Source organism: Streptomyces sp. NBC_00287 (assembly GCF_036173105.1).
GTDB lineage: Bacteria > Actinomycetota > Actinomycetes > Streptomycetales > Streptomycetaceae > Streptomyces.
This window is the reverse complement of the sequence record NZ_CP108053.1, coordinates 7,847,864-7,870,801: the sequence shown is the minus strand read 5'-3', so window position 1 is coordinate 7,870,801 and position 22,938 is coordinate 7,847,864. Positions and strand designations below refer to the sequence as shown.

Below are 22,938 nucleotides of genomic sequence, written 5' to 3'. Positions count from 1 at the left end.
GATTTCTCTGCTTCACCTCTTGACGACCCGGGTGCCGGGGAGCACATTGGCGGCACTTTGAGAGCGCTCTCAAAGGGTTCCCCGCACCCCACCGAGAGGCATCCCCATGAGCAGTCCCCACAGACGACGGCGCCCGCTGCGGCGCGCACTCGTCGCAGTCTTCAGCGCCCTGGGCCTGGCGGCGGCCGCCGTCGCGTCCGCGGACGCCGCCGCTCCGCCGCCCCCGTCGGGCTGGACGCAGGTCTTCGTGGACGACTTCAACGGCGCCGCGGGCACCGGCGTCAACACCGCCAACTGGCAGTACGCGACCGGCCACGGCTACCCCGGCGGCCCCGCCAACTGGGGCACCGGCGAGATCGAGAACATGACGTCCAGCACCAACAACGTGGCCCTGGACGGCAGCGGCAACCTCCGCATCACCCCGCGCCGCGACGCGTCCGGCAACTGGACGTCCGGCCGTATCGAGACCAACCGCGGCGACTTCCAGCCCCCGGCGGGCGGCAAGCTGCGCGTCCAGTCCCGTATCCAGATGCCCAACGTCACCGGCGCCGCGGCCCGCGGCTACTGGCCCGCGTTCTGGATGCTGGGCACGCCCTACCGCGGCAACCTGTGGAACTGGCCGAGCGTCGGCGAGCTGGACATCATGGAGAACGTCCAGGGCCTCAACACCGTGTGGTCGACGGTGCACTGCGGTACGAGCCCCGGCGGTCCGTGCAACGAGACGACGGGCATCGGCGGTTCGAGGGCCTGCCCCGGCGCGACCTGCCAGGCCGGCTTCCACACGTACGCACTGGAATGGGACCGCTCGACGAGCCCGGAGCAGATCCGCTTCTACGTCGACGACATCAACTACCACACCGTGCGCGCCGATCAGGTCGACGCGACGACCTGGAACAACGCCACCAACCACGGCTTCTTCATCATCCTGAACGTGGCGATGGGCGGCGGTTTCGTCGACGCGTTCGGCGGCGGCCCGGACGCGGCGACCGTGCCCGGTCACTCGATGGTCGTCGACTATGTCCAGGTGCTGTCCAGTGGGAGCGGTACCACACCCCCGCCGACCGGCAACCGCGACGCCTACAGCGCCATCCAGGCCGAGTCCCACGACAGCCAGTCGGGCACGTTCACCGAGGCGACCTCGGACACGGGCGGCGGCCAGAACATCGGCGCGCTCGCCAACGGTGACTGGGCGTTGTACCGGGGTGTCAACTTCGGCTCCTCGGCGGCCACTCAGTTCGTCGCCCGGGTCGCGAGCGGCGCCGGATCCGGCGTGAGCGGCTTGGTCGAGGTGCGCCTGGACAGCCGTAGCAACGCGCCCATCGGGAGTTTCGCGCTGGCCAACACGGGCGGCTGGCAGAGCTGGCGGACGATACCGGCGAACATCAGCGCGGTGACGGGTACGCACGATGTGTATCTGACCTTCACCAGCGGGCAGCCGGCGGACTTCGTGAACGTGAACTGGTTCAACTTCGGCCGCTGAGAGGAGCGGTGAGGCGTGTCGGCGGTCCGAGCCCAGGAGAAATTCGGACCGCCGACACGGGCCGTGGTGCGAGACTGCGCGAGATGCTCAGTGAACTTGACTACCTCCGCGAGATAGAGCGCCTCGCCCACCAGATCAAGGCGGCGGCGTACGACGAGGGCCGGCCTGCCCTGGACGCGGACCCCGAGGACGCGACACCGCTCCAGCGCCGGGTGAACGCGCTGGCCAGGATGCTGCACCACTACCACTTCGAGGGCGACGGCTGCCTGGAGGAGGACCGCCCCCTGGTCCGGCTGTTCGGTGCCGCGGTACTGAAGCCGGGGGTCATGGAGGGGTACGACGAGCTCTGCGCGCGGTTCGGAGTCCAACCCCGCGCCGAGGGCTGGGCGTTGTGGCACACCTGGGGTGACGGGGAGCTGAAGGTGACCATGGTGGTGTCCGCCGTGGAGACCACGGAGGGCCTGTTCCAGAACTGGTCGCACGGCAGGTCGGTGGATCCGGTGACCCCGCTGCCGTCCCAGGTCGCCCTGGTTCACATGGGCTGGATGGGCCCGATGACGCTCTCGCCACGCGGAGTCCGCCGTATGGGAGTCGGCGGACAGCCGCCGGTCTAGCGCAGCTCTGCCCTGAACGCCGCCGGAGTCATATCCGTGTGCTGGTGAAAGAACTTGGAGAAGTTGGCGGCATCAGGAAAGCCCACCGCCGCCCCCACCCGCCCGATTGGCATATCCGTATGGGCCAGCAACCGCTTGGCCTCCAGCACCACCCGCTTGTCGATAAACCCCTTGGGCGTCTCCCCCGTAGCCGCCCGCACCGCCCGCACCAACGTGCGCCGCGAATACCCGAGCTGATCCGCATACGCGCTCACGCTGTGATTCGTGGCGAAGCCGCGTTCCACCGCGTCCCGGAAGAGGGTGAACGTCGAGCCGGCGTCGCGGCGGGCCGCCTCCTGGGAGCTCGCCGCGAGATGTGCGAGGCGGAGCAGGAACGCCGACAGGGAGTGGCGCAGGACTGCGGTGTGCAGGCTCAGGGGAAGCGTGGTCGTGTCCTTGTACTCGCGGCGGAGCTGGCCGAGCGCCGAGCGCAGCGCGGTGAGCTGCGGCTCGTCGGGGTGGAGCAGGGGCGGTAGGTCGTAGCGGTAGAGGCCGGTCGCCTCCACGGTCGCCCGGGGCAGGAAGCCGGGCTGCATGGTGAGGACGGTTCCCCGGTACTCGCTCGTCGTCGAGAAGCGGTGGATCTGCCCCGGGCGGATCCACAGCAGGTCGCCGGCGCCCGCCTCGTACTCGGTGAAGTCGATCATGTGTCTGACGGGCCCCTCGTCGAAGAGCATCACGACATGGAAGTCGATGCGGTGCACCCGCTCCAGCGGCACATCGGCGTGCCAGGCGCGGTCGGGGCGCATCGGGCCGACCTGCATGCCCACACCGAGCACGCTCAGGTCGACCGGGAAGGGGAAGGTTCTGATCCCGTCCTCGCCGCCTTGCACTGTTCTGTCCGCCATGTCCGCCCGCGTCTCGTACCCGTGTCCCACTTTCACCACAGGCTGACACACGGTGACCTTCCCTCGAAAAAGTCTGACTTTTAGTTTTGAACGCGTCAGAGCAGGAACCCCGCTCCCATCGAGGACTTCTTGAAGATGAGCACGCAGACACCGGACAGCTTCGAATGGACCGAACTCGACCGGCGTGCCGTCGACACCGCGCGCCTGCTGGCGGCGGATGCCGTGCAGAAGGTCGGCAACGGCCACCCCGGCACCGCGATGAGCCTCGCGCCTGCCGCGTACACGATCTTTCAGAAGGTGATGCGGCACGATCCCGCGGATCCCGAGTGGACCGGCCGTGACCGCTTCGTCCTCTCCCCCGGCCACACCTCGCTGACGCTCTACACCCAGCTCTTCCTCGCCGGGTACGAGGTCGAGCTGGACGACCTCAAGGCCTTCCGCACCCAGGGTTCGAAGACGCCCGGTCACCCGGAGTACGGCCACACCGCGGGCGTGGAGACCACGACCGGGCCGCTCGGTCAGGGCGTCGCGAACGCCGTAGGCATGGCGATGGCCGCCCGCTACGAGCGCGGGCTGTTCGACCCCGAGGCCGCCGAGGGCGAGTCCCCGTTCGACCACACCATCTGGGCGATCGTCTCCGACGGCGACCTGGAGGAGGGCGTCTCCGCCGAGGCCTCCTCGCTGGCCGGCCATCAGAAGCTGGGCAACCTGGTCTTCGTCTACGACGACAACCACATCTCCATCGAGGGCGACACCGCGACCGCGTTCTCCGAGGACGTGCTGAAGCGGTACGAGGCCTACGGCTGGCACACCCAGCGCATCGAGCCCACCGGGGACGGCGACGTCGACGTCCACGCCCTGTACGCGGCGCTCAAGGCCGCGCAGGACGAGACCGAGCGCCCCTCGATCATCGCGATGCGCACGATCATCGCCTGGCCCGCCCCGACCGCGCAGAACACCGAGGCCTCGCACGGCTCCGCGCTCGGCGAGGACGAGATCGCGGCCACCAAGCGCGTCCTCGGCTTCGACCCCGCGCGCACCTTCGAGGTCGCCGACGAGGTCCTCGCCCACAGCCGCCGCGCCCTCGACCGGGGCGCCGAGGCGCACGCCGCCTGGGACAAGCGCATCGCCGAGTGGCGCACCGCGAACCCGGAGCGCGCCAAGCTGTTCGACCGCGTGGTCGCCGGTCAGCTTCCCGAGGGCTGGGAGTCCGCGGTCCCGGTGTTCGAGCCCGGCAAGTCCGTCGCCACCCGCGCCGCCTCCGGCAAGGTCCTCCAGGCACTCGGCGCGGTCCTGCCCGAGCTGTGGGGCGGCTCCGCCGACCTGGCCGGATCCAACAACACCACGATCGACAAGACCAGCTCCTTCCTGCCGAAGGGCAACCCGCTGCCGGAGGCCGACCCCTACGGCCGTACCGTCCACTTCGGCATCCGCGAGTTCTCCATGGCCGCGGAGATGAACGGCATCGCCCTGCACGGCAACACACGCATCTACGGCGGCACCTTCCTGGTGTTCTCCGACTACATGCGCAACGCCGTCCGGATGTCCGCGCTGATGCAGCTCCCCGTCACCTATGTGTGGACGCACGACTCCGTCGGCCTCGGTGAGGACGGACCCACCCACCAGCCGGTCGAGCACCTCGCCTCGCTGCGCGCCATCCCGGGCCTGAACATCGTGCGGCCCGCCGACGCCAACGAGACCGCCGTCGCCTGGGAGGAGATCCTGCGCCGGCACGCCTCCGACCCGGCCCCGCACGGCCTCGCGCTGACCCGCCAGGGCGTGCCGACGTACGAGCGCAACGAGGACGCGGCCAAGGGCGGTTACGTCCTGCGCGACTCCTCGACCGGGACGCCGGACGTCGTGATCGTCGCTACCGGCTCCGAGGTCCAGCTCGCCGTCGCCGCGCGCGAGCAGCTCGAAGCCGAGGGGATCGGCGCCCGGGTGGTGTCGATGCCGTCCGTGGAGTGGTTCGAGCAGCAGCCGCGCGAGTACCGGGACGCCGTCATTCCGCCGTCCGTGCGAGCGCGCGTCGCTGTCGAAGCCGGGATCGGTCTGACGTGGTACCGGTTCGTGGGTGACGCAGGACGCATCGTCTCCCTCGAACACTTCGGCGCCTCCGCCGACGCCCAGACCCTGTTCGCCGAGTACGGCTTCACCGCCGAGAACGTCGCCGCGGCCGCGCGGGAATCGCTCGCTGCCGCGCGTGGTTGATCCGACCGCCAGAAAGAAGATGATCGCGAAATGACCGAAGTACCCGTCCTCAAGCGCCTGTCCGACGAGGGCGTCTCCATCTGGCTGGACGACCTGTCCCGTAAGCGGATCGCCTCCGGCAACCTCGCCGAACTCATCGCCACCAAGCACGTGGTGGGCGTCACCACCAACCCGTCCATCTTCCAGGCCGCCATCGGCTCCGGCGACGGCTACGAGGAGCAGCTCGCCGATCTCGCCGTGCGCGGGGTCACGGTCGACGAGGCCGTACGGATGATGACGACGGCCGATGTACGCGCCGCCGCCGATGTCCTGCGTCCGGTGTACGACGCGACCGGCGGCCGGGACGGCCGGGTCTCCATCGAGGTGGACCCGCGCCTCGCCCATGACACCGCGGCCACCGTCGCCGAGGCCAAGCAGCTCGCCTGGCTGGTCGACCGCCCCAACGTGATGATCAAGATCCCGGCGACCAAGGCGGGCCTGCCGGCCATCACCGCGGTCCTCGCCGAGGGCATCAGCGTCAACGTCACGCTGATCTTCTCGCTGGAGCGCTACCGCGAGGTCATGGACGCCTATCTGCTGGGCCTGGAGAAGGCCGCCGAGCGGGGCCTGGACCTGTCCGCCATCCACTCCGTGGCCTCCTTCTTCGTCTCCCGCGTCGACAGCGAGATCGACAAGCGGCTGACCGTCCTCGGCACCGACGAGGCCCTCGCGCTGAAGGGCCGCGCCGCCCTCGCCAACGCCCGGCTCGCCTACGAGGCGTACGAGGAGGTCTTCTCCTCCGACCGCTGGGTGAAGCTGGCGACCGCGAAGGCCACCAAGCAGCGCCCGCTGTGGGCGTCGACCGGGGTGAAGGACCCGGCGTACAAGGACACGCTCTACGTCGACGAGCTCGTCGCGCCCGGCACGGTCAACACCATGCCGGAGGGCACCCTGAACGCCACCGCCGACCACGGCCGGATCACCGGCGACACCGTCACCGGCGGCTATGTCCAGGCCCGCGCCGACCTGGAAGCCGTGGAGCGCCTCGGCATCTCCTACGACGAGGTCGTCACCAAGCTGGAGGACGAGGGCGTCGCCAAGTTCGAGGCCGCCTGGCAGGAGCTGCTGGACGCCGTCACGAAGTCCCTGCAGAACAAGGGGGTCGACGGGGAATGACCACCGACTGGACCAACCCGCTGCGCGACACCCGCGACCGGCGGCTCCCGCGGATCGCGGGACCCTCGGGCCTCGTCATCTTCGGTGTCACCGGCGACCTGTCCCGCAAGAAGCTGATGCCGGCCGTCTACGACCTCGCCAACCGCGGTCTGCTGCCGCCGGGCTTCTCCCTCGTCGGGTTCGCCCGCCGGGACTGGGAGGACCAGGACTTCGCGCAGGTCGTGCACGACGCCGTCAAGGAGCACGCCCGCACCCCCTTCCGCGAGGAGGTCTGGCAGCAGCTCGCCGAGGGCATGCGGTTCATCCCGGGTGACTTCGACGACGACCAGGCTTTCAAGCAACTGCGCGCCGCCGTCGACGAGTTGGACACCTCCCGGGGCACCAGCGGCAACTACGCCTTCTATCTCTCCGTACCGCCGAAGTTCTTCCCGAAGGTCGTCCAGCAGCTGAAGAAGCACGGCCTCGCCGACGCGCCGAAGGGCTCCTGGCGCCGTGCGGTCATCGAGAAGCCGTTCGGCCACAATCTGAAGTCGGCCGAGGAGCTCAACAAGGTCGTCCACGACGTGTTCGACCCGGAGCAGGTCTTCCGGATCGACCACTACCTGGGCAAGGAGACCGTCCAGAACATCCTGGCGCTGCGCTTCGCCAACCAGATGTTCGAGCCGATCTGGAACCGGTCGTATGTCGACCACATCCAGATCACGATGGCCGAGGACATCGGCATCGGCGGCCGGGCGGGCTACTACGACGGCATCGGCTCGGCCCGTGACGTCATCCAGAACCATCTGCTCCAGTTGATGGCGCTCACCGCGATGGAGGAGCCCGCCTCCTTCGACGCCGGTTCGCTGCTGATGGAGAAGCTGAAGGTCCTCAAGGCCGTGAAGCTTCCGGAGGACCTGGGCCGGCACACCGTGCGCGCGCAGTACGCGCCCGCCTGGCAGGGCGGCGAGAAGGTCCGCGGCTACCTCCAGGAGGACGGCATCGATCCGGCCTCCACGACGGACACGTACGCCGCGATCAAGCTGCAGGTCGACAACCGCCGCTGGGCGGGCGTCCCCTTCTACCTGCGCACCGGCAAGCGGCTCGGCCGCCGCGTCACCGAGATCGCGGTGGTCTTCCAGCAGGCGCCGCACTCCCCCTTCGACCACACCGCCACGGAGGAGCTGGGCAAGAACGCGATCGTCATCCGCGTCCAGCCCGACGAGGGCGTCACCGTCCGCTTCGGCTCCAAGGTGCCCGGCACCTCCATGGAGATCCGGGACGTGACGATGGACTTCGCCTACGGCGAGTCGTTCACGGAGTCCAGCCCGGAGGCGTACGAACGTCTCATCCTGGACGTCCTGCTCGGCGACGCCAATTTGTTCCCCCGTCACCAGGAAGTGGAAGAGTCCTGGAAGATCCTCGACCCCATCGAGGTGTACTGGGCGCGGCACGGCAAGCCGGCGCAGTACGCCTCGGGCAGCTGGGGACCCGAGGAAGCCGACGAGATGCTCGCACGAGACGGACGGAGCTGGCGCAGGCCATGAAGATCGACCTGACCGACACCACGGCAAGCAAGATCAACAAGGCCCTCGTACAGGGTCGCCGCGCCATCGGCACCCCCGCCGTGGGCATGGTCCTGACGATGGTGATCGTCACGGACGAGGAGAACGCCTACGACGCGATCAAGGCATCCGAGGAGGCCTCGCACGAGCACCCCTCACGCACCCTGGTCGTCATCAAGCGGCACGCCCGCACCCCCCGCGACCGCACCGCCTCCCGCCTCGACGCCGAGGTCCGGGTGGGCGCCGACGCGGGCACCGGCGAGACGGTCGTGCTGCGCACCTACGGCGAGGTCTCCGACCACGCCGACTCCGTGGTCCTGCCGCTGCTGCTGCCGGACGCCCCGGTGGTCGTGTGGTGGCCGGTGAACGCCCCCGAGGTGCCCGCCAAGGACCCGCTCGGCGCGCTCGCCCAGCGCCGGATCACCGACATGTACGCCGTCGAGCGCCCCCTGGAGGCGCTGGAGACCCGGGTGCGTGCCTACGCGCCGGGCGACACCGACCTCGCCTGGACGCGGCTGACCCCGTGGCGCTCGATGCTCGCGGCGGCCCTGGACCAGGCCCGGGTGGAGATCACCTCGGCGGCCGTGGAGAGCGAGGCGGAGAACCCGAGCGCCGAGCTGCTGGCCCGCTGGCTGGAGGCGCGGCTCGGGGTGAAGGCCGAGCGGATCGTCACCGCGGGTCCGGTGGTCACGGCCGTCCGGCTCGGCACCGCGAACGGCGAGATCGTCATCGACCGCCCCGAGGGCCCGCTGGCCACGCTGTCCCTGCCGGGCCAGCCGTCGCGCACCCTCGCGCTGAAGGTCCGCTCCACCTCCGAACTGATCGCCGAGGAGCTCAGGCGCCTCGACGCGGACGAGATGTACGCCGTCGCCCTGCGGGGCGAGGTCGCCAAGGAGACCCCCTCTCATGTCTGACTCCCCGAAGCTCACCCGGCGGCCCCAGTGGAGCGCCCTGGAGGACCACCGCGCCGAGTGGCACGCGCACTTGCGTGACCTGTTCGCCGCGGACCCCGAGCGCGCGGACCGGTATGTGGTGCGCGTGGGCGATCTGCGCATCGACTACTCCAAGCACCTGATCACCGACGAGACGCTCGCCCTGCTCCAGGAACTGGCCGCCGCCACCGAGGTGTTCGGGCTGCGCGACGCCATGTTCCGCGGCGAGCGGATCAACATCACCGAGGACCGGGCGGTGCTGCACACCGCGCTGCGCGCCCCGCGGGACGCGGTGGTCGAGGTGGACGGCGAGAACGTGGTGCCGGGGGTGCACACCGTCCTCGACCGGATGAGCGACTTCGCCTCGCGCGTCCGCTCCGGCGAATGGACCGGCCACACCGGCAAGCGCATCAGGAACGTCGTCAACATCGGCATCGGCGGCTCGGACCTCGGTCCGGCTATGGCGTACGAGGTGCTGCGGCCGTACACCGCCCGGGAGTTGACCTTCCGGTTCGTCTCGAACGTCGACGGCGCGGACCTGCACGAGGCCGTGCGCGACCTCGATCCGGCGGAGACCCTCTTCATCGTCGCCTCGAAGACCTTCACCACCATCGAGACGATCACCAACGCCACCTCGGCCCGCACCTGGCTGCTGGCCGGGCTCGGCGGCGAGGAGAAGGCGGTCGCCAAGCACTTCGTCGCCCTGTCGACGAACGCGGAGAAGGTCACCGGGTTCGGTATCGACCCGGACAACATGTTCGAGTTCTGGGACTGGGTCGGCGGCCGCTACTCGTTCGACTCCGCGATCGGCCTCTCCCTGATGATCGCCATCGGCCCCGATCGCTTCCGCGAGCTGCTCGACGGTTTCCGGCTGGTCGACGAGCACTTCAAGAGCGCCCCCGCCGAGGCCAACGCCCCGCTGATTCTTGGCCTGTTGGGCATCTGGTACGGCAATTTCTTCGACGCCCAGTCGCACGCGGTACTGCCGTACAGCCACTACCTGTCGAAGTTCACGGCCTACCTCCAGCAGCTGGACATGGAGTCCAACGGCAAGTCGGTGGACCGCGACGGACACCCGGTGGACTGGCAGACCGGCCCGGTGGTGTGGGGTACGCCCGGCACCAACGGGCAGCACGCCTACTACCAGTTGATCCACCAGGGCACCAAGCTGATCCCGGCCGACCTGATCGGCTTCGCCCGGCCCGTGGCCGAGCTGAGTGACGAACTCAAGGCGCAGCACGACCTGTTGATGGCCAACCTGTTCGCACAGGGGCAGGCGCTCGCCTTCGGCAAGACCGCCGAGGAGGTCCGTGCGGAGGGCGTGGCCGAGGAGCAGGTGCCGCACCGCACCTTCCGCGGCAACCACCCGACGACCACGATCCTCGCCCGTGAGCTGACCCCGTCGGTGCTCGGCCAGCTCATCGCCCTCTACGAGCACAAGGTGTTCGTCCAGGGCGCCGTCTGGAACATCGACTCCTTCGACCAGTGGGGCGTGGAGCTCGGCAAGGTCCTCGCCAAGCGGGTCGAGCCCGCCCTCACCGAGGGCGCCGACGTCCCCGGCCTCGACGCCTCCACCTCGGCTCTCGTAGCCGCTTACCGTGAACTCAAGGAAGTGCACTGACATGCAGCTCGGACTCATCGGCCTCGGCAAGATGGGCGGCAACATGCGCGAGCGGATCCGCCGCGCAGGCCACACCGTCGTCGGATACGACCGCAACCCGGACCTCGCCGACGTCGCCTCCCTCGCCGAACTGGTCGACAGGCTCGAAGGACCGCGCGTGATCTGGGTGATGGTCCCGGCCGGGCCCGCCACCCAGTCCGTCGTGGACGAACTGGGGCAGCTCCTGTCCCCCGGTGACATCGTGGTCGACGGCGGCAACTCCCGCTGGACCGACGACGAGAAGCACGCCAAGGAGCTCGGCGAGAAGGGCATCGGCTTTGTCGACGCCGGTGTCTCCGGCGGCGTCTGGGGCCTGGAGAACGGCTACGCGCTGATGGTCGGCGGCGACGCCGAGCATGTGGCGAAGGTGCAGCCGTTCTTCGACGCGCTCAAGCCGGAGGGCCCGTACGGCTATGTCCACGCAGGCAAGGTCGGCGCCGGGCACTTCGCGAAGATGGTCCACAACGGCATCGAGTACGCGATGATGCAGGCCTACGCCGAGGGCTGGGAGCTGCTGGAGAAGGTCGACTCCGTGACGGACGTCCGGGAGGTCTTCCGGTCCTGGCAGGAGGGCACGGTCATCCGTTCCTGGCTGCTGGACCTCGCGGTCAACGCCCTCGACGAGGACGAGCACCTGGACAAGCTGCGCGGCTACGCGGAGGACTCCGGCGAGGGCCGCTGGACCGTCGAGGCGGCCATCGACAACGCCGTACCCCTCCCGGCGATCACCGCCTCCCTCTTCGCCCGGTTCGCCTCCCGCCAGGAGGACTCCCCGCAGATGAAGATGATCGCGGCGCTGCGCAATCAGTTCGGCGGCCACGCCGTCGAGTCGAAGTAGGTCCGGCGGTGGGGGATCTCCTGCTGGTCCGCCACGGCGAGACGGAGTGGAGCGTGTCGGGACAGCACACCAGCTGGACCGACCTGCCCCTCACCGGGCACGGCGAGGAACAGGCCAAGTCGCTCGCTCCACTCCTCTCGTCCCGGACCTTCTCCCTGGCCCTGACCAGCCCACTGGGCCGAGCGCGGCGCACCGCCGAACTCGCGGGCGTGACAGGGGCGTTGCCCTGCGACGACCTCCACGAGTGGGACTACGGCGCCTACGAAGGCATCACGACGCTCGAGATACACCGCACCCGGCCGGACTGGTACCTGTGGACCGACGGCGTCCCGCCCGGCCCGCAGGAGCACCCCGGTGAGTCGCCCGAGCAGGTGGGGCAGCGGGCCGACCGCGTGCTGGCCCGGGTGGACGAAGCTGAGGGGGACGTGGTCCTCGTGGCCCACGGCCACTTCCTGCGCGTGCTGACCGCACGGCGGCTGGGGCTGTCCCCGGCGGAGGGCCGGCTGTTCCAGCTGGCGACCGGCACGGTGAGCCGGCTGTCGACGGAGCACGGGCGACCGGTCATCGCCGAATGGAACGTACGGGCATAGAGGTTTGACACCGGCCAGGAGGCCCGCCAGAGTCGCGGCTGATGGAGATCAACGATCTGACACCGGCCGAACAGCGCGTCTGGCGGGCCTTCGCCACAGGTACGGCGGTGGACTTCCGTACCGACCCGGACGGGGCGAGCCCCGAACCGACCGTGCGTGCAGGGGTGTTGCGGGCCCTGTTGCTGAACGGGCCGCACGAACCCGGCGAGATCGCCGCCGTGAAACTCGCGGGCGCCCGCATCACCGGAGTCCTGAATCTGAAGTACGCGGCCGTCGAGAGCGTCGTACGGCTGAGTGACTGCCACTTCGACGCCGCCCCCGACCTCTCCGGCGCCCAGCTGAGCTATCTCAACCTCAGCGGCTCCGAGCTGCCCGGTCTGTCGGCGGCCCGTATCCGGGTGGACGGCAGCCTGCGGCTGAGCGACTGCCGGTTCAGCGGTCCGGTCCATCTAGGCGGCGCCCAGATCTCCGGGGCGCTGTTCCTGGAACGTGCGCGGCTCACCGCCGCGGACTCCGACCGGCCCGCCCTGCGGCTCAACCAGGTCGCCATCGAGGACGACCTGTGCGCGCCGGGGCTGCGCGCCGAGGGCGAGATCCAGCTGAACGGTGCCCGGGTGGCCGGCACGATCAATCTGGAGGACGCCTCACTGAGCCACCCCGGCGGCACCGTCCTCGACGCCGAGTCCCTGGAGGTCGGCGCCAATCTGCTCGGGCGGCGGCTGCGTGCCGAGGGCCGGGTCGATCTGCGCGGCGCCCGCATACCGGGACGCCTCGACCTGCTGCGCGCCGGCCTGTCGAACCCGGGCGGCACGGCGCTGCGGGCGAGCAGCTCCGTGATCGCCGAGATCTGGCTGCGCGGCGGCCCGCCGGTCGTGGGCCGGATCAATCTGCGCCGCTCCCAGCTCGAACAGCTCGACCTGGAACCGGAGATGCTGCCGGACGAGGTGCGGGTGCTGGACCTCACGTACACCTTCCTCACCCCGCACGAGCCGGTCGAGCGCCGACTGCCGATGCTGGAGCGGGACGGCGACGCCTTCGACCCGCACGGCTACGAGCAGTTGACCGCCGCCTACCGCCGCAGCGGCGACGACCACGCCGCCCGCCTGGTGCAGCTCGCCAAACAGCGCCGCCACCGCTCGACGCTCTCCTGGTACGGCCGACTGTGGGGCCACGTCCAGGACGCCGCCGTCGGCTACGGCTTCCGCCCCCTGCGCGCCTTCGGCTGGCTCCTGTCGCTGCTCGCCATCGGCTCGGTCGCCTACGCGCTCGCCCCGCCGCCCGCGCTGAAACCCGCCGAGGCACCGGACTTCAACCCGGTGTTCTTCACCCTGGACCTGCTGGTCCCGGTGATCTCCTTCGGCCAGGAGGCGGCCTACGCGCCGGAGGGCTGGGCGCAGTGGCTGGCGTACGTCCTGGTGCTGGCGGGCTGGATCCTGGCCACGACGATCCTGGCCGGTGTCACCCGCACCGTCAGCCGCCAGTGACCGCCCGTACGGCGTGCTGCGCGGCCAACCGCACCGGCGCGTTCTGGGCGCCGTAGCCCCGATAGCCGTCGTCACGCTGGACGAGTTCGAAGAAGACGCGGCCCACGGTCTGCGTGTAGCAGTGCCGGAAGGCGCCGTCCGAGTCCCGGTCGTAGAGGATGCCCAGTTCGCGGTAGGTCTCCAACTCGCCGTCGGCGAAGTCGAATCGGGCCGCCAGGTCGTCGTAGTAGTTGGCGGGGACCGGGAGCAGTCGGCCGCCCGCTTCACGGAAGCGCCGCGCCGCCACAACCACATCATCTGTGGCCAGCGCGATGTGCTGGGCGTGCACCGTGTCGTCCCCGGGCGCCGCGCCGACGGTGAGGGCGATCCGGACGCTGCCGTCGGCATTGGTGACGGCGCGGCTGCGCAGCAGTCCGTAGGGGTCGGCGACATCCACGCTGGGCTGGGCGTGCAGGCCCAGGACGCTGCGGTGGAAGAGGGTCGCCTCGTCGAAGTGATGCCAGGGCTGGGTGAGCGCGAGATGGTCGACGCCGGTGACACCGGTGGCGGCGGGCGGATGGAGTACGTCCTCGAAATCGCCGCGCCACTCGCTCGTACAGAAGAACAGTTCCGTGCCGTCGGGGGCGGCCACGGCGTCCAACGGCGCGTCCTCGGGAGCGCGGCGGCGCGGCAGGACGGGCGCGAGCAAGGTCTCCGCGCGACGGGCCGCCCCCGCCGGGTCCGGTGACTCCAGACCGATGGCGGCGAGATGGACGCTCTCGCGACGCGCGGCCCCGCCGGTGTTGACCAGGATCCGGACCTCGCCCTGCTGCCACAGGTCGACGGGCTTGCTGCGGTGGCGCCCGGCGCGGGCGAAGCCCAGGGCGGACAGCACCGTCGAGACCGGTTCGGCGTCCGGTGTGAGGAGTTCGGCGAAGGCGACACCGGTGGGGACGACGGGGGCGGGCGGTTCGGCGAGGCCCACCGACTCCTGCAGAACCAGCAGGGAGCGCCGGCCGTCCACGGCGGTGGGGCCCGCCTCGGCCTGCCGGAAGACGTCGTTGAAGACCTCCAGCGACAGCGGGCCGTCGTATCCGGTGCGCAGCACGTGCCGGACGAGCCCGGCGACATCGAAGCCGCCCTGGCCGGGGAAGCAGCGGTGGTGGCGGCTCCACTGGAGGACGTCCATGCCGAGCAGCGGGGCGTCTGCCAGTTGCAGGAAGAAGATCTTCTCGCCGGGGATGTCCTCGATGCCCTTGGGGTCGGACCCCCTGGAGAGGATGTGGAAGCTGTCCAGGCAGGTGCCGAGCGCAGGGTGGTCGGCGGTCTCGACGATGTGCCAGGCGTGGTCGTACGTACTGACGTGACGGCCCCAGGCCAGCGCCTCGTAGGCGACGCGGATGCCGAACTCCTGTGCTTGATCGGCGAGTTCGCTCAGCTGCCGGGCGGCGAGGTCGTCGTCGTCGATCGCCCGGGGGTCGACGCTGGAGCAGACCAGCACGGTGTCGGCGCCGAGGCGGCGCATCAGCTCGAACTTGTGCCGGGCCCTGCGCAGATTGCGGGCGAAGGCGTCCTCGGGCACGGCCTCGATGTCCCGCATCGGCTGGTAGAGGTCGATGCTCAGACCCAGGTCCGCACAGCGGGCGCGGATCTCCTCGGGGGTGAGCGGGCTGGCCAGCAGGTCGTTCTCGAAGATCTCGACCCCGTCGAAGCCGGCCCGGGCCGCGGCCGTGAGCTTCTCGGTGAGGGATCCGCTCAGACAGACGGTGGCGATGGACGTACGCATGTCGATGACTCCTAGGGGACGGCCGGTACGGTGTCCGCGAGCTCGGCGATGTCCGCGAGCATCCGCGCGCTGTCCGGCTCACGGCCGGTGAACAGCCGGAACGCGTCGGCGGCCTGGAACACGGCCATGCCGCCGCCGTCGAGGGTGGCGCATCCCAACTCCCGGGCGGTGCGGAGCAGTTCTGTCTCCAGCGGCCGGTACACCACCTCGGCCACCCACAGCCCGGGGTGCAGCAGCTCGGCCGGGAAGGGCAGTCCGGGGTGGGCGGCCATGCCGGTCGGGGTGGCGTGCACGATGCCGTCGGCCTCGGTGAGCAGCTCGGCCAGCCGGTCCGGGGAAGCGGTGGCGGCGCGGCCCTCGCCGAAGTGCCGGTTCAGGGAGTCGGCGAGGTCGGCGGCCCGCTCGGGCAGCGCGTCGACGACGGTGACGCGCTCGGCGCCGAGGGTGAGCGTGGCGTGCGCGACGGCCGCACCGGCGCCGCCCGCGCCGAGCTGGACGACCCGCTCCAGGGGCGCGTCGGGCAGCCCGCGCGCGAAGGACGCGGCGAAGCCGGTGACGTCGGTGTTGTGGCCGACGGCCCGCCCGCCCTCGAAGACGACGGTGTTGACCGCACCGAGCGCCTGGGCCTGCGCGGACAGCGCGTCGAGGTGCTCGATGACGAGCTGCTTGCACGGGTGCGTGATGTTGAGCCCGTCGAAGCCGAGATCACGCGCGGCCCGCACCAGCTCGCCGACCCGCTCGGGCGGCACGCCGAGGACGTCGATGTCGATCAGCCGGTACAGATACCTGAGCCCCTGCCGGTCGGCCTCCCGCTCGTGGAGGGCCGGGCTGAGGGACGGCCCGATACCGGAACCGATCAGTCCGACGAGAAACGAGTCCTTGGGCACCGCGGACCTCCAGAGCAATTAATGTACGAACTAGTACGTTAGTCATAGCACTCCTTCCCCGGGCAGAGGAAGTGGTCCGAGCCGAGCTCTTACAATCGCGACACCGAGCGCGACACCTGCCCCTCGCCCGAAGGAACCCGATGACCAGCGTCGACGAACAGGCACGGCACGGCGGACGCATCCGTGACGCCGCCCGCACCCAGGCCGAGATCCTCGACGTGGCGACCCAGGAGTTCGCACGCGCCGGCTACGACGGCGCCCGCGTCGACGAGATCGCGGCCCGCACCCGCACCACGAAGCGGATGATCTACTACTACTTCGGCGGCAAGGAGCAGCTGTTCACGGCCGTCCTGGAGCGGGCGTACGGCGTGATCCGCGAGGCCGAGCAGCAGCTCGACGTCGAGCATCTGGACCCCGTCGCGGCCATCCGGCGCCTGGCGGAGGTGACCTTCGACCACCATGAGGCGCACCCCGACTTCATCCGCCTGGTCAGCATCGAGAACATCCACGGCGCCGAGCACATCGCCGCCTCCGAGAAGCTGGGCAGGATCAGCTCACCGGCGCTGGACGTGATCCGCCGCATCCTGGCGGCGGGCCAGGAGTCCGGGCTGTTCACGGCCGACGTCGACGCCGTCGATCTGCACGCGATGATCAGCTCCTTCTGCTTCTTCCGGGTCGCCAACCGGCACACCTTCGGCGCCCTGTTCGGCCGTGACCTCGTCGATCCCGCCCAGCGCGAGCACTACCGCACGATGCTCGGCGACATGGTGATCGCCTATCTGACGGCGGAGCGCGCGGCGGGCTGACCGGACACCGGGCACGCGGCAGCTCGTACGGCACCACCCCTTGACACGCGGGAAACGCGGGCGCAACATCCCTTCCCACCGGGACTAACTATCCAGTGGGTTAATTAGCCGAAGATCCGGCCCTTCTCCCCGCCGCTCACTCCCCTTAAGTTGGAGTTTCCTCAAAGGAGCCGCCGTGTCCGTCCCCACCCCCGCCGCCCCGCCCGGGCAGCCGAAGAAAGCCGCCACCGCCGCGTGGATCGGCAGCGCGCTGGAGTACTACGACTTCTTCATCTACGGCAGCGCGGCCGCCCTGATCTTCCCCGAGGTCTTCTTCGACGAGTCCGACCCGGCCACCGCGACCCTGCTGTCGCTGGCCACCTTCGGTGTGGCCTACGCCGCCCGTCCGATCGGCGCGCTCTTCCTCGGCCACTACGGCGACCGGGTCGGCCGTAAGAAGATCATGGTCTTCACGCTGATCCTCATGGGTCTGTCGACGTTCCTGATCGGCTGTCTGCCCACCCGGGACCAGGTCGGCACGCTCGCCCCGGTGCTGCTGGCGCTCTGCCGTGTCCTGCAGGGCATCTCCGCGGCCGGCGAGCAGGCGAGCGCAAACTCGATGACGCTGGAACACGCGCCACCGAACCGGCGCGGCTTCTTCACCAGCTTCACCCTCAGCGGCACCCAGGGCGGCCAGCTGCTGGCCACGCTCGTCTTCATCCCGATCGCCGCGCTGCCCGAGGAGCAGCTGCTGTCGTGGGGCTGGCGGGTGCCGTTCTGGATGAGCATCGCGGTCGCCGTCGTCGGCTATGTCATCCGCCGCAAGCTGGACGAGACGCCGGCCTTCGAGCAGCAGGCCGCGTCGGAGGGCGTGGTCAAGCTTCCGCTCGCGGTGCTGATGCGCGAGCACTGGGCGGATGTGCTGCGAGTGATCGCGGGCGCGCTGGTCGCCTCGGTGAGCACGATCTTCACGGTGTGGGCGCTGTCGTACGCGACGAGCGACTCCGTCGGCATGAGCCGCTCGTCGATGCTGTGGGTGGGCGCCCTGGCGAACCTCGTCGCGCTCGCCGCGATCCCCCTGTGGGCCACGCTCTCGGACCGCATCGGCCGCCGCCCCGTGTTCCTGGCCGGCGCGGCCGGCAGCGCGGTGATGATGTTCCTGTACCTGTGGTCGATCTCGACGGGCTCCTACCCGCTGACCCTGCTCCTGGGCATCGTGACCTTCGGTGTCGTCTACAGCGCCGCGAACGGCGTCTGGCCCTCCTTCTACGGCGAGATGTTCTCGACCCGGGTCCGGCTGTCCGGCATGGCGATCGGCACGCAGATCGGCTTCGCGGTCGCCGGTTTCGCGGTGACCTTCGCGGCGCAGATCGCGGGACCGAACGGCGACAACTGGTCGGCGGTGGCGCTCTTCACGGCGGCCCTGTGCGTCCCGCCGGTGATCGCCGCACTGACGGCGCGCGAGACCCACAAGGTCCCGACGGAGCAGCTCGGCGAGCGCACGCCCAAGGAGGCGGCCCAGCGGGAGACAGTGACGGCCTGACCTCGCGCTCTCGCTCGAACCTCGAACCCCGGACGCCCCTGCGGCTCCGGGGTTCGGGCGGTCACGCGGTCAGGCGGTCAGGCGTTGGACCAGCCCCGCTCGCACAGGACCAGGCGATAGCCGTCGGGGTCCTCGATCGTGACACCCCACTGGTTCCAGTACGGATTCGGCGACGGGACGCGCTTGCCGCCGTGCTCTTCGAGCCGCGTGACGAGATCCTCCGGCACGGGCCCGTCGACATAGATCACCAGCAGGTCTTCCTCGGTGGGCCTGGGTTCGACGGGCAGGGCGGGCTCGTGGACGAGTTCGAGGTGCCAGTCGGCGTCGGGCCAGCCGAGCATCAACAGATCGTGCTCGCCGGGTTCCGCTCCACCCTCCGCCCGCCATACGACGCCGAGCCCCAGCCCCTCGCCCCAGAAACGCTCGGCGGCGGCCAGGTCGCGGGAGGGACGGGCGATACGGATGTGACTGTGGCCGTTGACGGGCATCGGGTCCTCTTCTCCTGGCTGCCTGATCTCTTCGGCAGCCTAGGCAACGCCTGTCCGCCGGACCATCGGTCGTCGGCCTTGCGCCGAGGGGCCTAGGACTCCGGCCCGCGGTTATGGTTGCCCGATCACAGGGCCGGGCGAGGCGAAGGGCAGGGCGTGGGCGTGGCGGGGGCCGGATGGATACGGGTGCCGGTCGGCGATGACTCGGCGCGCTGGGCCACGCGGGGGCGGGGACATCGGGTGCTGCTCGTCGTCCACAACGTGACCGCGGCGACTCGGCTGCTGGACGTACTGCCCCTTTTCCACGACGACTTCAGGGTGCAGCTGCTGGCAACGTGCCCCGGGTCTTCGGCGTTCGAGGCCGGTGTGCGGGATGTGCTGGCCCAGACGGGGGTGCCGGTGCTGCCGTGGGAGCAGGCGGTACGGACTCCGGTCGCGTTGGCCATATCAGCGAGCTTTGGCGGTCAACTGCGGTCGCTTTCTGGACAGTTGGCCGTGTTGTCCCATGGCGCCGGATACACTAAGAGGCTGGCGACACCCGACACCCGACACCCGACACCCGGCGCGGGGCGCGCGGTGTCGGAACCGGTCTTCGGGTTGTCACCGGAGTGGCTGCTCGACGAGTTCGGGAAGCCGATCGCGGACGCGCTGGTGCTGTCCCACCCCGAGCAGTACGAGCGACTGCGGGCCGCCTGCCCCGAGGCCGAGCCGACCGCCGTACTCGCCGGAGACCCTTGCTGGGACCGCATGTTGGCGGCTCGGCCGTACCGCGACCGCTTCCGCCGCGCCCTGGGTGTGGGCCGGGGCCAACGTCTGGTCGTCCTCAACTCCACCTGGAATCCGGACTCGCTCTTCGGTGACGGCGGCGATGACGTCCTGCCCTCCCTGCTGCCCCGGCTGACCTCGGAGTTCCCGGCGGACGAGTACCGGCTGGCGGCCGTACTGCACCCCAACATCTGGCACGGACACGGCCCCGGCCAGATCCGCGCCTGGCTCGACCGGGCCCGGCGTGCCGGACTCGCGCTGGTCGATCCCCTGCACGGCTGGCGGCAGGCCCTGATCGCGGCCGACGCGGTGATCGGCGACCACGGCTCGGTCACCTACTACGCCGCCGCCCTCGGCACCCCCGTACTCCTCGGCGCGGCACCCCTGTCCGGCCTGGCCCCGGACGCCCCGGTGCACGCCTTCGTCCGCACGGCACCGCGCCTGGACCCCGCACTGCCGCTGCGCGGGCAAGTGGAGAGGCTTATCTCGCGGCATCAACCGCCCCCGGAACCATCCGAGTTCGTCAGCTCATCCCCCGGCGAGTCGGCGGCCCGGCTCAGGCGCCTCTTCTACGACGTCATGGGCATCCCCGAGCCCGATCACCCCGCACGACTCGAACCGCTGCCCCTGCCGCCCTACGAACCCGCCGTGCATACCGTTCCGCTGACTGTTCTCACCCAGCTCCAGGGGGCGTGCGAGATCGCAGTCACCCGGTACGCGGGCCCGCACCGGGCGTCGTACGGGACGGGCGAGGCCCATACGGCCGTATCCGAGGACACCCGCGAGACGGATCAACTGGCCCTGGCGGATGTGGTGTTCCGGCACGGCGAGCCCGACGACCCACGGTTCGGCTCACCGGCCCAGTGGACGGCGGAGGTTCTGCGCGGGCACCCGCACTGCTCCCTCGCCGCGTACGTCACCAGCGCCGGTTCCTGCGTGGTGCGCACCCGGGCCGGCGTACTGGTACGGCTGCACTCCGCGTCGGACGCCGACCCGGCCGCGTACGCTTCGGCGCTGCACGCGTGGGTGTCCTGCGGCAGGTCGCCGGAGGAGCTGTACGGGCGGGGACTGACGGTCCGCACCGGGGACGCGGCTCACGCCGTGACCGTCACTCCGCTCTGAGGCATCGCTCCCGGAGCGTCCGCAGCCAGGCCACGTGGTGGTCGGCCCGCTCCTGCTGGAGTGCCGCGAGTGCTTCGTCGATCAACGGCAGGGCGGTGCCTGGCGCGCCGCCGTCCAGGTGGGTTTCGGCGAGGTCGGTGAGGGTGCGGGCGGTGTTGTAGGCCTCGCCGCTGTCCCGGAAGAAGCGCAGAGCTCGGTTCAGGTGCTCCACCGCCTCCGCCCGGCGTCCGAGGTGGCCCAGGGCACGGCCCCGGTGACGCGCCAACAGGGCACGGGCACGCGGGAGATCGTTGCTGCCCTCGTCTCCGGGCCCGATGGTGTCGTAGACGCGGGCCGCCTCCTCGAAGCAGGCGTACGCCTCCTCGAACCGCCACTCCCGCATCCGCAGCAGGCCGCGCAGCTCGACCGCGGAGGCGTGGCCGCGCGCGTGTCCGGCCACCTGTTCCTCTCGCGCGGCGGCGAGGGACTCGGGCTCCGCTTCCGCCCAGCGGCTCAACTCCATCAGGCAGTGGGCGAGTTGGAAGTGCAGGGCGCCGGCTGTCAGGGTGCCGGGGAAGTGGTCGTCCGCGATCTGCACGCCGGCACGCAACGCGGGCAGCAGGACGTCGTGGTGCCCGACCTTGAGCTGGAGCGGCCACAGGGCCCGGCAGAGCAGGGTCGCGGTGTCCCGGTCACCGAACTCCTCGGCTGCGTGTACCGCCTCGACGAGGTTGGGCGCCTCCGCGGCGAGGGCCGCGACGGCCGTACCCGGATCCGGGTAGCTCACCGGCGAACGAGCCGAGGGGACCCGCCAGCTCTGTGGAAGGGCCGCCTGGGCAGCGCCGACCGCCAGGTCCCGGTAGCCCGCGATGACGCGTGCGACAGCCGCCGAGCAGGGGCCGATTCCGTCGACCGCGGCGGCCTTGCGCTCGGCGTGGGAGCGGAGGGCGGGACGGTAGCGGTAACGTCCGGCATCGGTGCGCTCGACGAGCAGGGCCTCGGCGAGTTCCTCCAGGTGAGCGGCGGCCTCGGACCGGTCGAGGTCCGCCGCGTGTGCGGCCGCGGTCGTGTCGAGGGCGGGCCAGTCGCGCAGGCCGGTGAGCCGGTAGAGGCGGGCCGCGCCGGGCGTCAGTCGGCGGTACGAGTCCTCGGCGGCGGCGTGGACCGGGTCGCTCTCGGGCACGGCGTTGTCCTCCGGAAGCTCGGGTGGCACCGTGAGACTGAGTGCGGCGGCGTGCAGGGCGTAGGGGAGGCCGGCGCAGCGGTCGAGCACCCCGGGCAAGGTGGGGCGGGCCGCGTTGACCGCGGGCTCCCCGACGAGATTCCTCAGCATCTGCATCGCGTCCCTCCGAGCCAGCGGCCCGATCGGGATCTGCAGGGCGCCCAGGCCGACGAGCGGACGGCGGGCGACGACGATCGTGAACACATCCGGTGCCGAGGAGAGCAACGGCTGCACCTGCGCGGCGGACTCCACGTGGTCGAGGACAAGGAGGACGCGCCGTTCGGCCAGACACTCCCGGAAGAAGTCGGCGCGGTCGTGGGTCGCCGGGGGTATCTCATCGTCCGGCAGCCCGAGTTGGCGCAGCAGAGTGCCGAGGACCACCTCGGGCGGGAGGGTGCCGAGATCGGCGTACAGCTGACCGTCGGGGAAGCGGGCGGTCTGTCGCCAGCCCCAGTGGCAGGCGAGGGTGGTGGTGCCGATGCCTTCAGGACCGTGGAGCTGGGCCAGCCGTGGGCGCCCGTCGTGGGGGCGTGATGCCTCCTTGTCGAGGAGTTTCATGGCTTGCTGACGGTCCGTGAAGAAGCGTGGGGCGGTGGGCAGACAGGGTCGCGCACTCGGCCGGACTGCACGGGGAGCCGGCACGCCGCGCGCGAACATGAGCCATTCGGCGGCGAGTTGCGGGTCGGCCTGGGCCCGTTCATGCACCAGCCGGGCCACCGCGTCCCGTTGACCGGGGGTGGTGGGGGCGGCCACCTCGCGCCCCACGATACGGCGGACCAGACCGCCCGCCGTCTCCGCGACCCGCCTGCCGACCTCGCTCGCCGTCCCGGTCCCGACGGCCGCGAGCACCGCGCTGATCGCACCCACCGAAATCAGATCCATCATGCCCCGCGCACTCCCCCGTCCAGGTCAGCCCAACTCTAGTGCGGCGAAGGTGAGATGACGCCGGATCACGGACCGCCCTTGAACCTGACACCGGTGTCAACC

Annotated in this window: 18 protein-coding genes; 13 read left to right on the top strand and 5 right to left on the bottom strand. The window is 70.6% G+C overall.

Features of this window, described 5'->3' with window-relative positions; all coding sequences use genetic code 11:
- The first annotated feature begins 106 nt into the window (after nucleotides 1-106).
- Both OHT76_RS35685 and OHT76_RS35680 read left to right on the top strand, forming a co-directional pair.
- A complete protein-coding gene (locus OHT76_RS35685) occupies nucleotides 107-1,480 on the top strand; it encodes a glycoside hydrolase family 16 protein (protein ID WP_328874988.1) in 1,374 nt (457 codons plus the stop codon).
- An 83-nt stretch (nucleotides 1,481-1,563) separates the two neighbouring features.
- On the top strand, nucleotides 1,564-2,094 hold the full coding sequence (locus OHT76_RS35680; RefSeq protein WP_328874987.1) for a hypothetical protein: 531 nt from the start codon (nucleotides 1,564-1,566) through the stop codon (nucleotides 2,092-2,094).
- Here the strand turns inward: OHT76_RS35680 and OHT76_RS35675 are convergent.
- On the bottom strand, nucleotides 2,091-2,981 hold the full coding sequence (locus OHT76_RS35675) for a helix-turn-helix domain-containing protein (RefSeq protein ID WP_328874986.1): 891 nt from the start codon (nucleotides 2,979-2,981) through the stop codon (nucleotides 2,091-2,093). The two genes, OHT76_RS35680 and OHT76_RS35675, sit on opposite strands and share 4 nt — an antisense overlap.
- Nucleotides 2,982-3,116: 135 nt before the next feature.
- On the opposite strand from OHT76_RS35675, the gene tkt reads away from it, so the two are divergent.
- The 8 genes from tkt to OHT76_RS35635 are packed head-to-tail and all read left to right on the top strand — an operon-like array spanning nucleotide 3,117 to nucleotide 13,395.
- Nucleotides 3,117-5,192, top strand: a complete 2,076-nt coding sequence (gene tkt / locus OHT76_RS35670) for a transketolase (protein WP_328874985.1) — start codon at nucleotides 3,117-3,119, stop codon at nucleotides 5,190-5,192.
- Nucleotides 5,193-5,222: 30 nt separating this feature from the next.
- Nucleotides 5,223-6,347: a transaldolase gene (gene tal, locus OHT76_RS35665; RefSeq protein WP_328874984.1), complete on the top strand. Its 1,125-nt coding sequence runs from the start codon at nucleotides 5,223-5,225 to the stop codon at nucleotides 6,345-6,347.
- Complete coding sequence (gene zwf, locus OHT76_RS35660) at nucleotides 6,344-7,873, top strand: glucose-6-phosphate dehydrogenase (RefSeq protein WP_328874983.1); 1,530 nt, start codon at nucleotides 6,344-6,346, stop codon at nucleotides 7,871-7,873. Before tal ends, zwf begins: the two co-directional genes overlap by 4 nt.
- The gene (gene opcA / locus OHT76_RS35655) at nucleotides 7,870-8,805 is read left to right on the top strand and encodes a glucose-6-phosphate dehydrogenase assembly protein OpcA (RefSeq protein WP_328874982.1); all 936 of its coding nucleotides are present in this window, start codon (nucleotides 7,870-7,872) and stop codon (nucleotides 8,803-8,805) included. Before zwf ends, opcA begins: the two co-directional genes overlap by 4 nt.
- A complete protein-coding gene (pgi, locus tag OHT76_RS35650) occupies nucleotides 8,798-10,444 on the top strand; it encodes a glucose-6-phosphate isomerase (RefSeq protein WP_328874981.1) in 1,647 nt (548 codons plus the stop codon). The genes opcA and pgi overlap by 8 nt, the downstream gene beginning before the upstream one ends.
- A gap of 1 nt (nucleotide 10,445) precedes the next feature.
- Nucleotides 10,446-11,321: a phosphogluconate dehydrogenase (NAD(+)-dependent, decarboxylating) gene (gene gnd, locus OHT76_RS35645; protein WP_328874980.1), complete on the top strand. Its 876-nt coding sequence runs from the start codon at nucleotides 10,446-10,448 to the stop codon at nucleotides 11,319-11,321.
- Between the two features lie 8 nt (nucleotides 11,322-11,329).
- Nucleotides 11,330-11,911 carry a histidine phosphatase family protein gene (locus tag OHT76_RS35640; RefSeq protein ID WP_328874979.1) on the top strand — a complete coding sequence of 194 codons (582 nt, stop codon included), beginning with the start codon at nucleotides 11,330-11,332 and terminating at the stop codon, nucleotides 11,909-11,911.
- Between the two features lie 41 nt (nucleotides 11,912-11,952).
- Complete coding sequence (locus OHT76_RS35635; protein WP_328874978.1) at nucleotides 11,953-13,395, top strand: pentapeptide repeat-containing protein; 1,443 nt, start codon at nucleotides 11,953-11,955, stop codon at nucleotides 13,393-13,395.
- Here the strand turns inward: OHT76_RS35635 and OHT76_RS35630 are convergent.
- Nucleotides 13,382-15,160, bottom strand: coding sequence for a bifunctional sugar phosphate isomerase/epimerase/4-hydroxyphenylpyruvate dioxygenase family protein (locus tag OHT76_RS35630; protein ID WP_328874977.1), 1,779 nt, complete (start codon nucleotides 15,158-15,160; stop codon nucleotides 13,382-13,384). The genes OHT76_RS35635 and OHT76_RS35630 overlap by 14 nt on opposite strands.
- An 11-nt stretch (nucleotides 15,161-15,171) precedes the next feature.
- Entirely contained in the window at nucleotides 15,172-16,047 is an 876-nt protein-coding gene (locus OHT76_RS35625) for a shikimate dehydrogenase (RefSeq protein ID WP_328874976.1), read from the bottom strand.
- 140 nt (nucleotides 16,048-16,187) lie between these two features.
- Here OHT76_RS35625 and OHT76_RS35620 point away from each other — a divergent pair, with 140 nt between their 5' ends.
- Together OHT76_RS35620 and OHT76_RS35615 are read left to right on the top strand one after the other, a co-directional pair.
- On the top strand, nucleotides 16,188-16,853 hold the full coding sequence (locus OHT76_RS35620; RefSeq protein WP_328874975.1) for a TetR/AcrR family transcriptional regulator: 666 nt from the start codon (nucleotides 16,188-16,190) through the stop codon (nucleotides 16,851-16,853).
- Nucleotides 16,854-17,028: 175 nt separating this feature from the next.
- Nucleotides 17,029-18,375 (top strand): MFS transporter, encoded by a 1,347-nt coding sequence (locus OHT76_RS35615; RefSeq protein ID WP_328874974.1) that lies wholly within the window; start codon nucleotides 17,029-17,031, stop codon nucleotides 18,373-18,375.
- 77 nt (nucleotides 18,376-18,452) lie between these two features.
- Here OHT76_RS35615 and OHT76_RS35610 read toward each other — a convergent pair whose 3' ends face one another.
- Nucleotides 18,453-18,863, bottom strand: coding sequence for a VOC family protein (locus tag OHT76_RS35610; protein WP_328874973.1), 411 nt, complete (start codon nucleotides 18,861-18,863; stop codon nucleotides 18,453-18,455).
- Nucleotides 18,864-19,025: 162 nt separating this feature from the next.
- Between OHT76_RS35610 and OHT76_RS35605 the strand changes: the two genes are divergently transcribed.
- On the top strand, nucleotides 19,026-20,750 hold the full coding sequence (locus OHT76_RS35605) for a hypothetical protein (protein ID WP_328874972.1): 1,725 nt from the start codon (nucleotides 19,026-19,028) through the stop codon (nucleotides 20,748-20,750).
- Here OHT76_RS35605 and OHT76_RS35600 read toward each other — a convergent pair.
- Nucleotides 20,737-22,836, bottom strand: a complete 2,100-nt coding sequence (locus OHT76_RS35600; protein WP_328874971.1) for a tetratricopeptide repeat protein — start codon at nucleotides 22,834-22,836, stop codon at nucleotides 20,737-20,739. The two genes, OHT76_RS35605 and OHT76_RS35600, sit on opposite strands and share 14 nt — an antisense overlap.
- Between the last annotated feature and the right edge of the window lie 102 nt (nucleotides 22,837-22,938).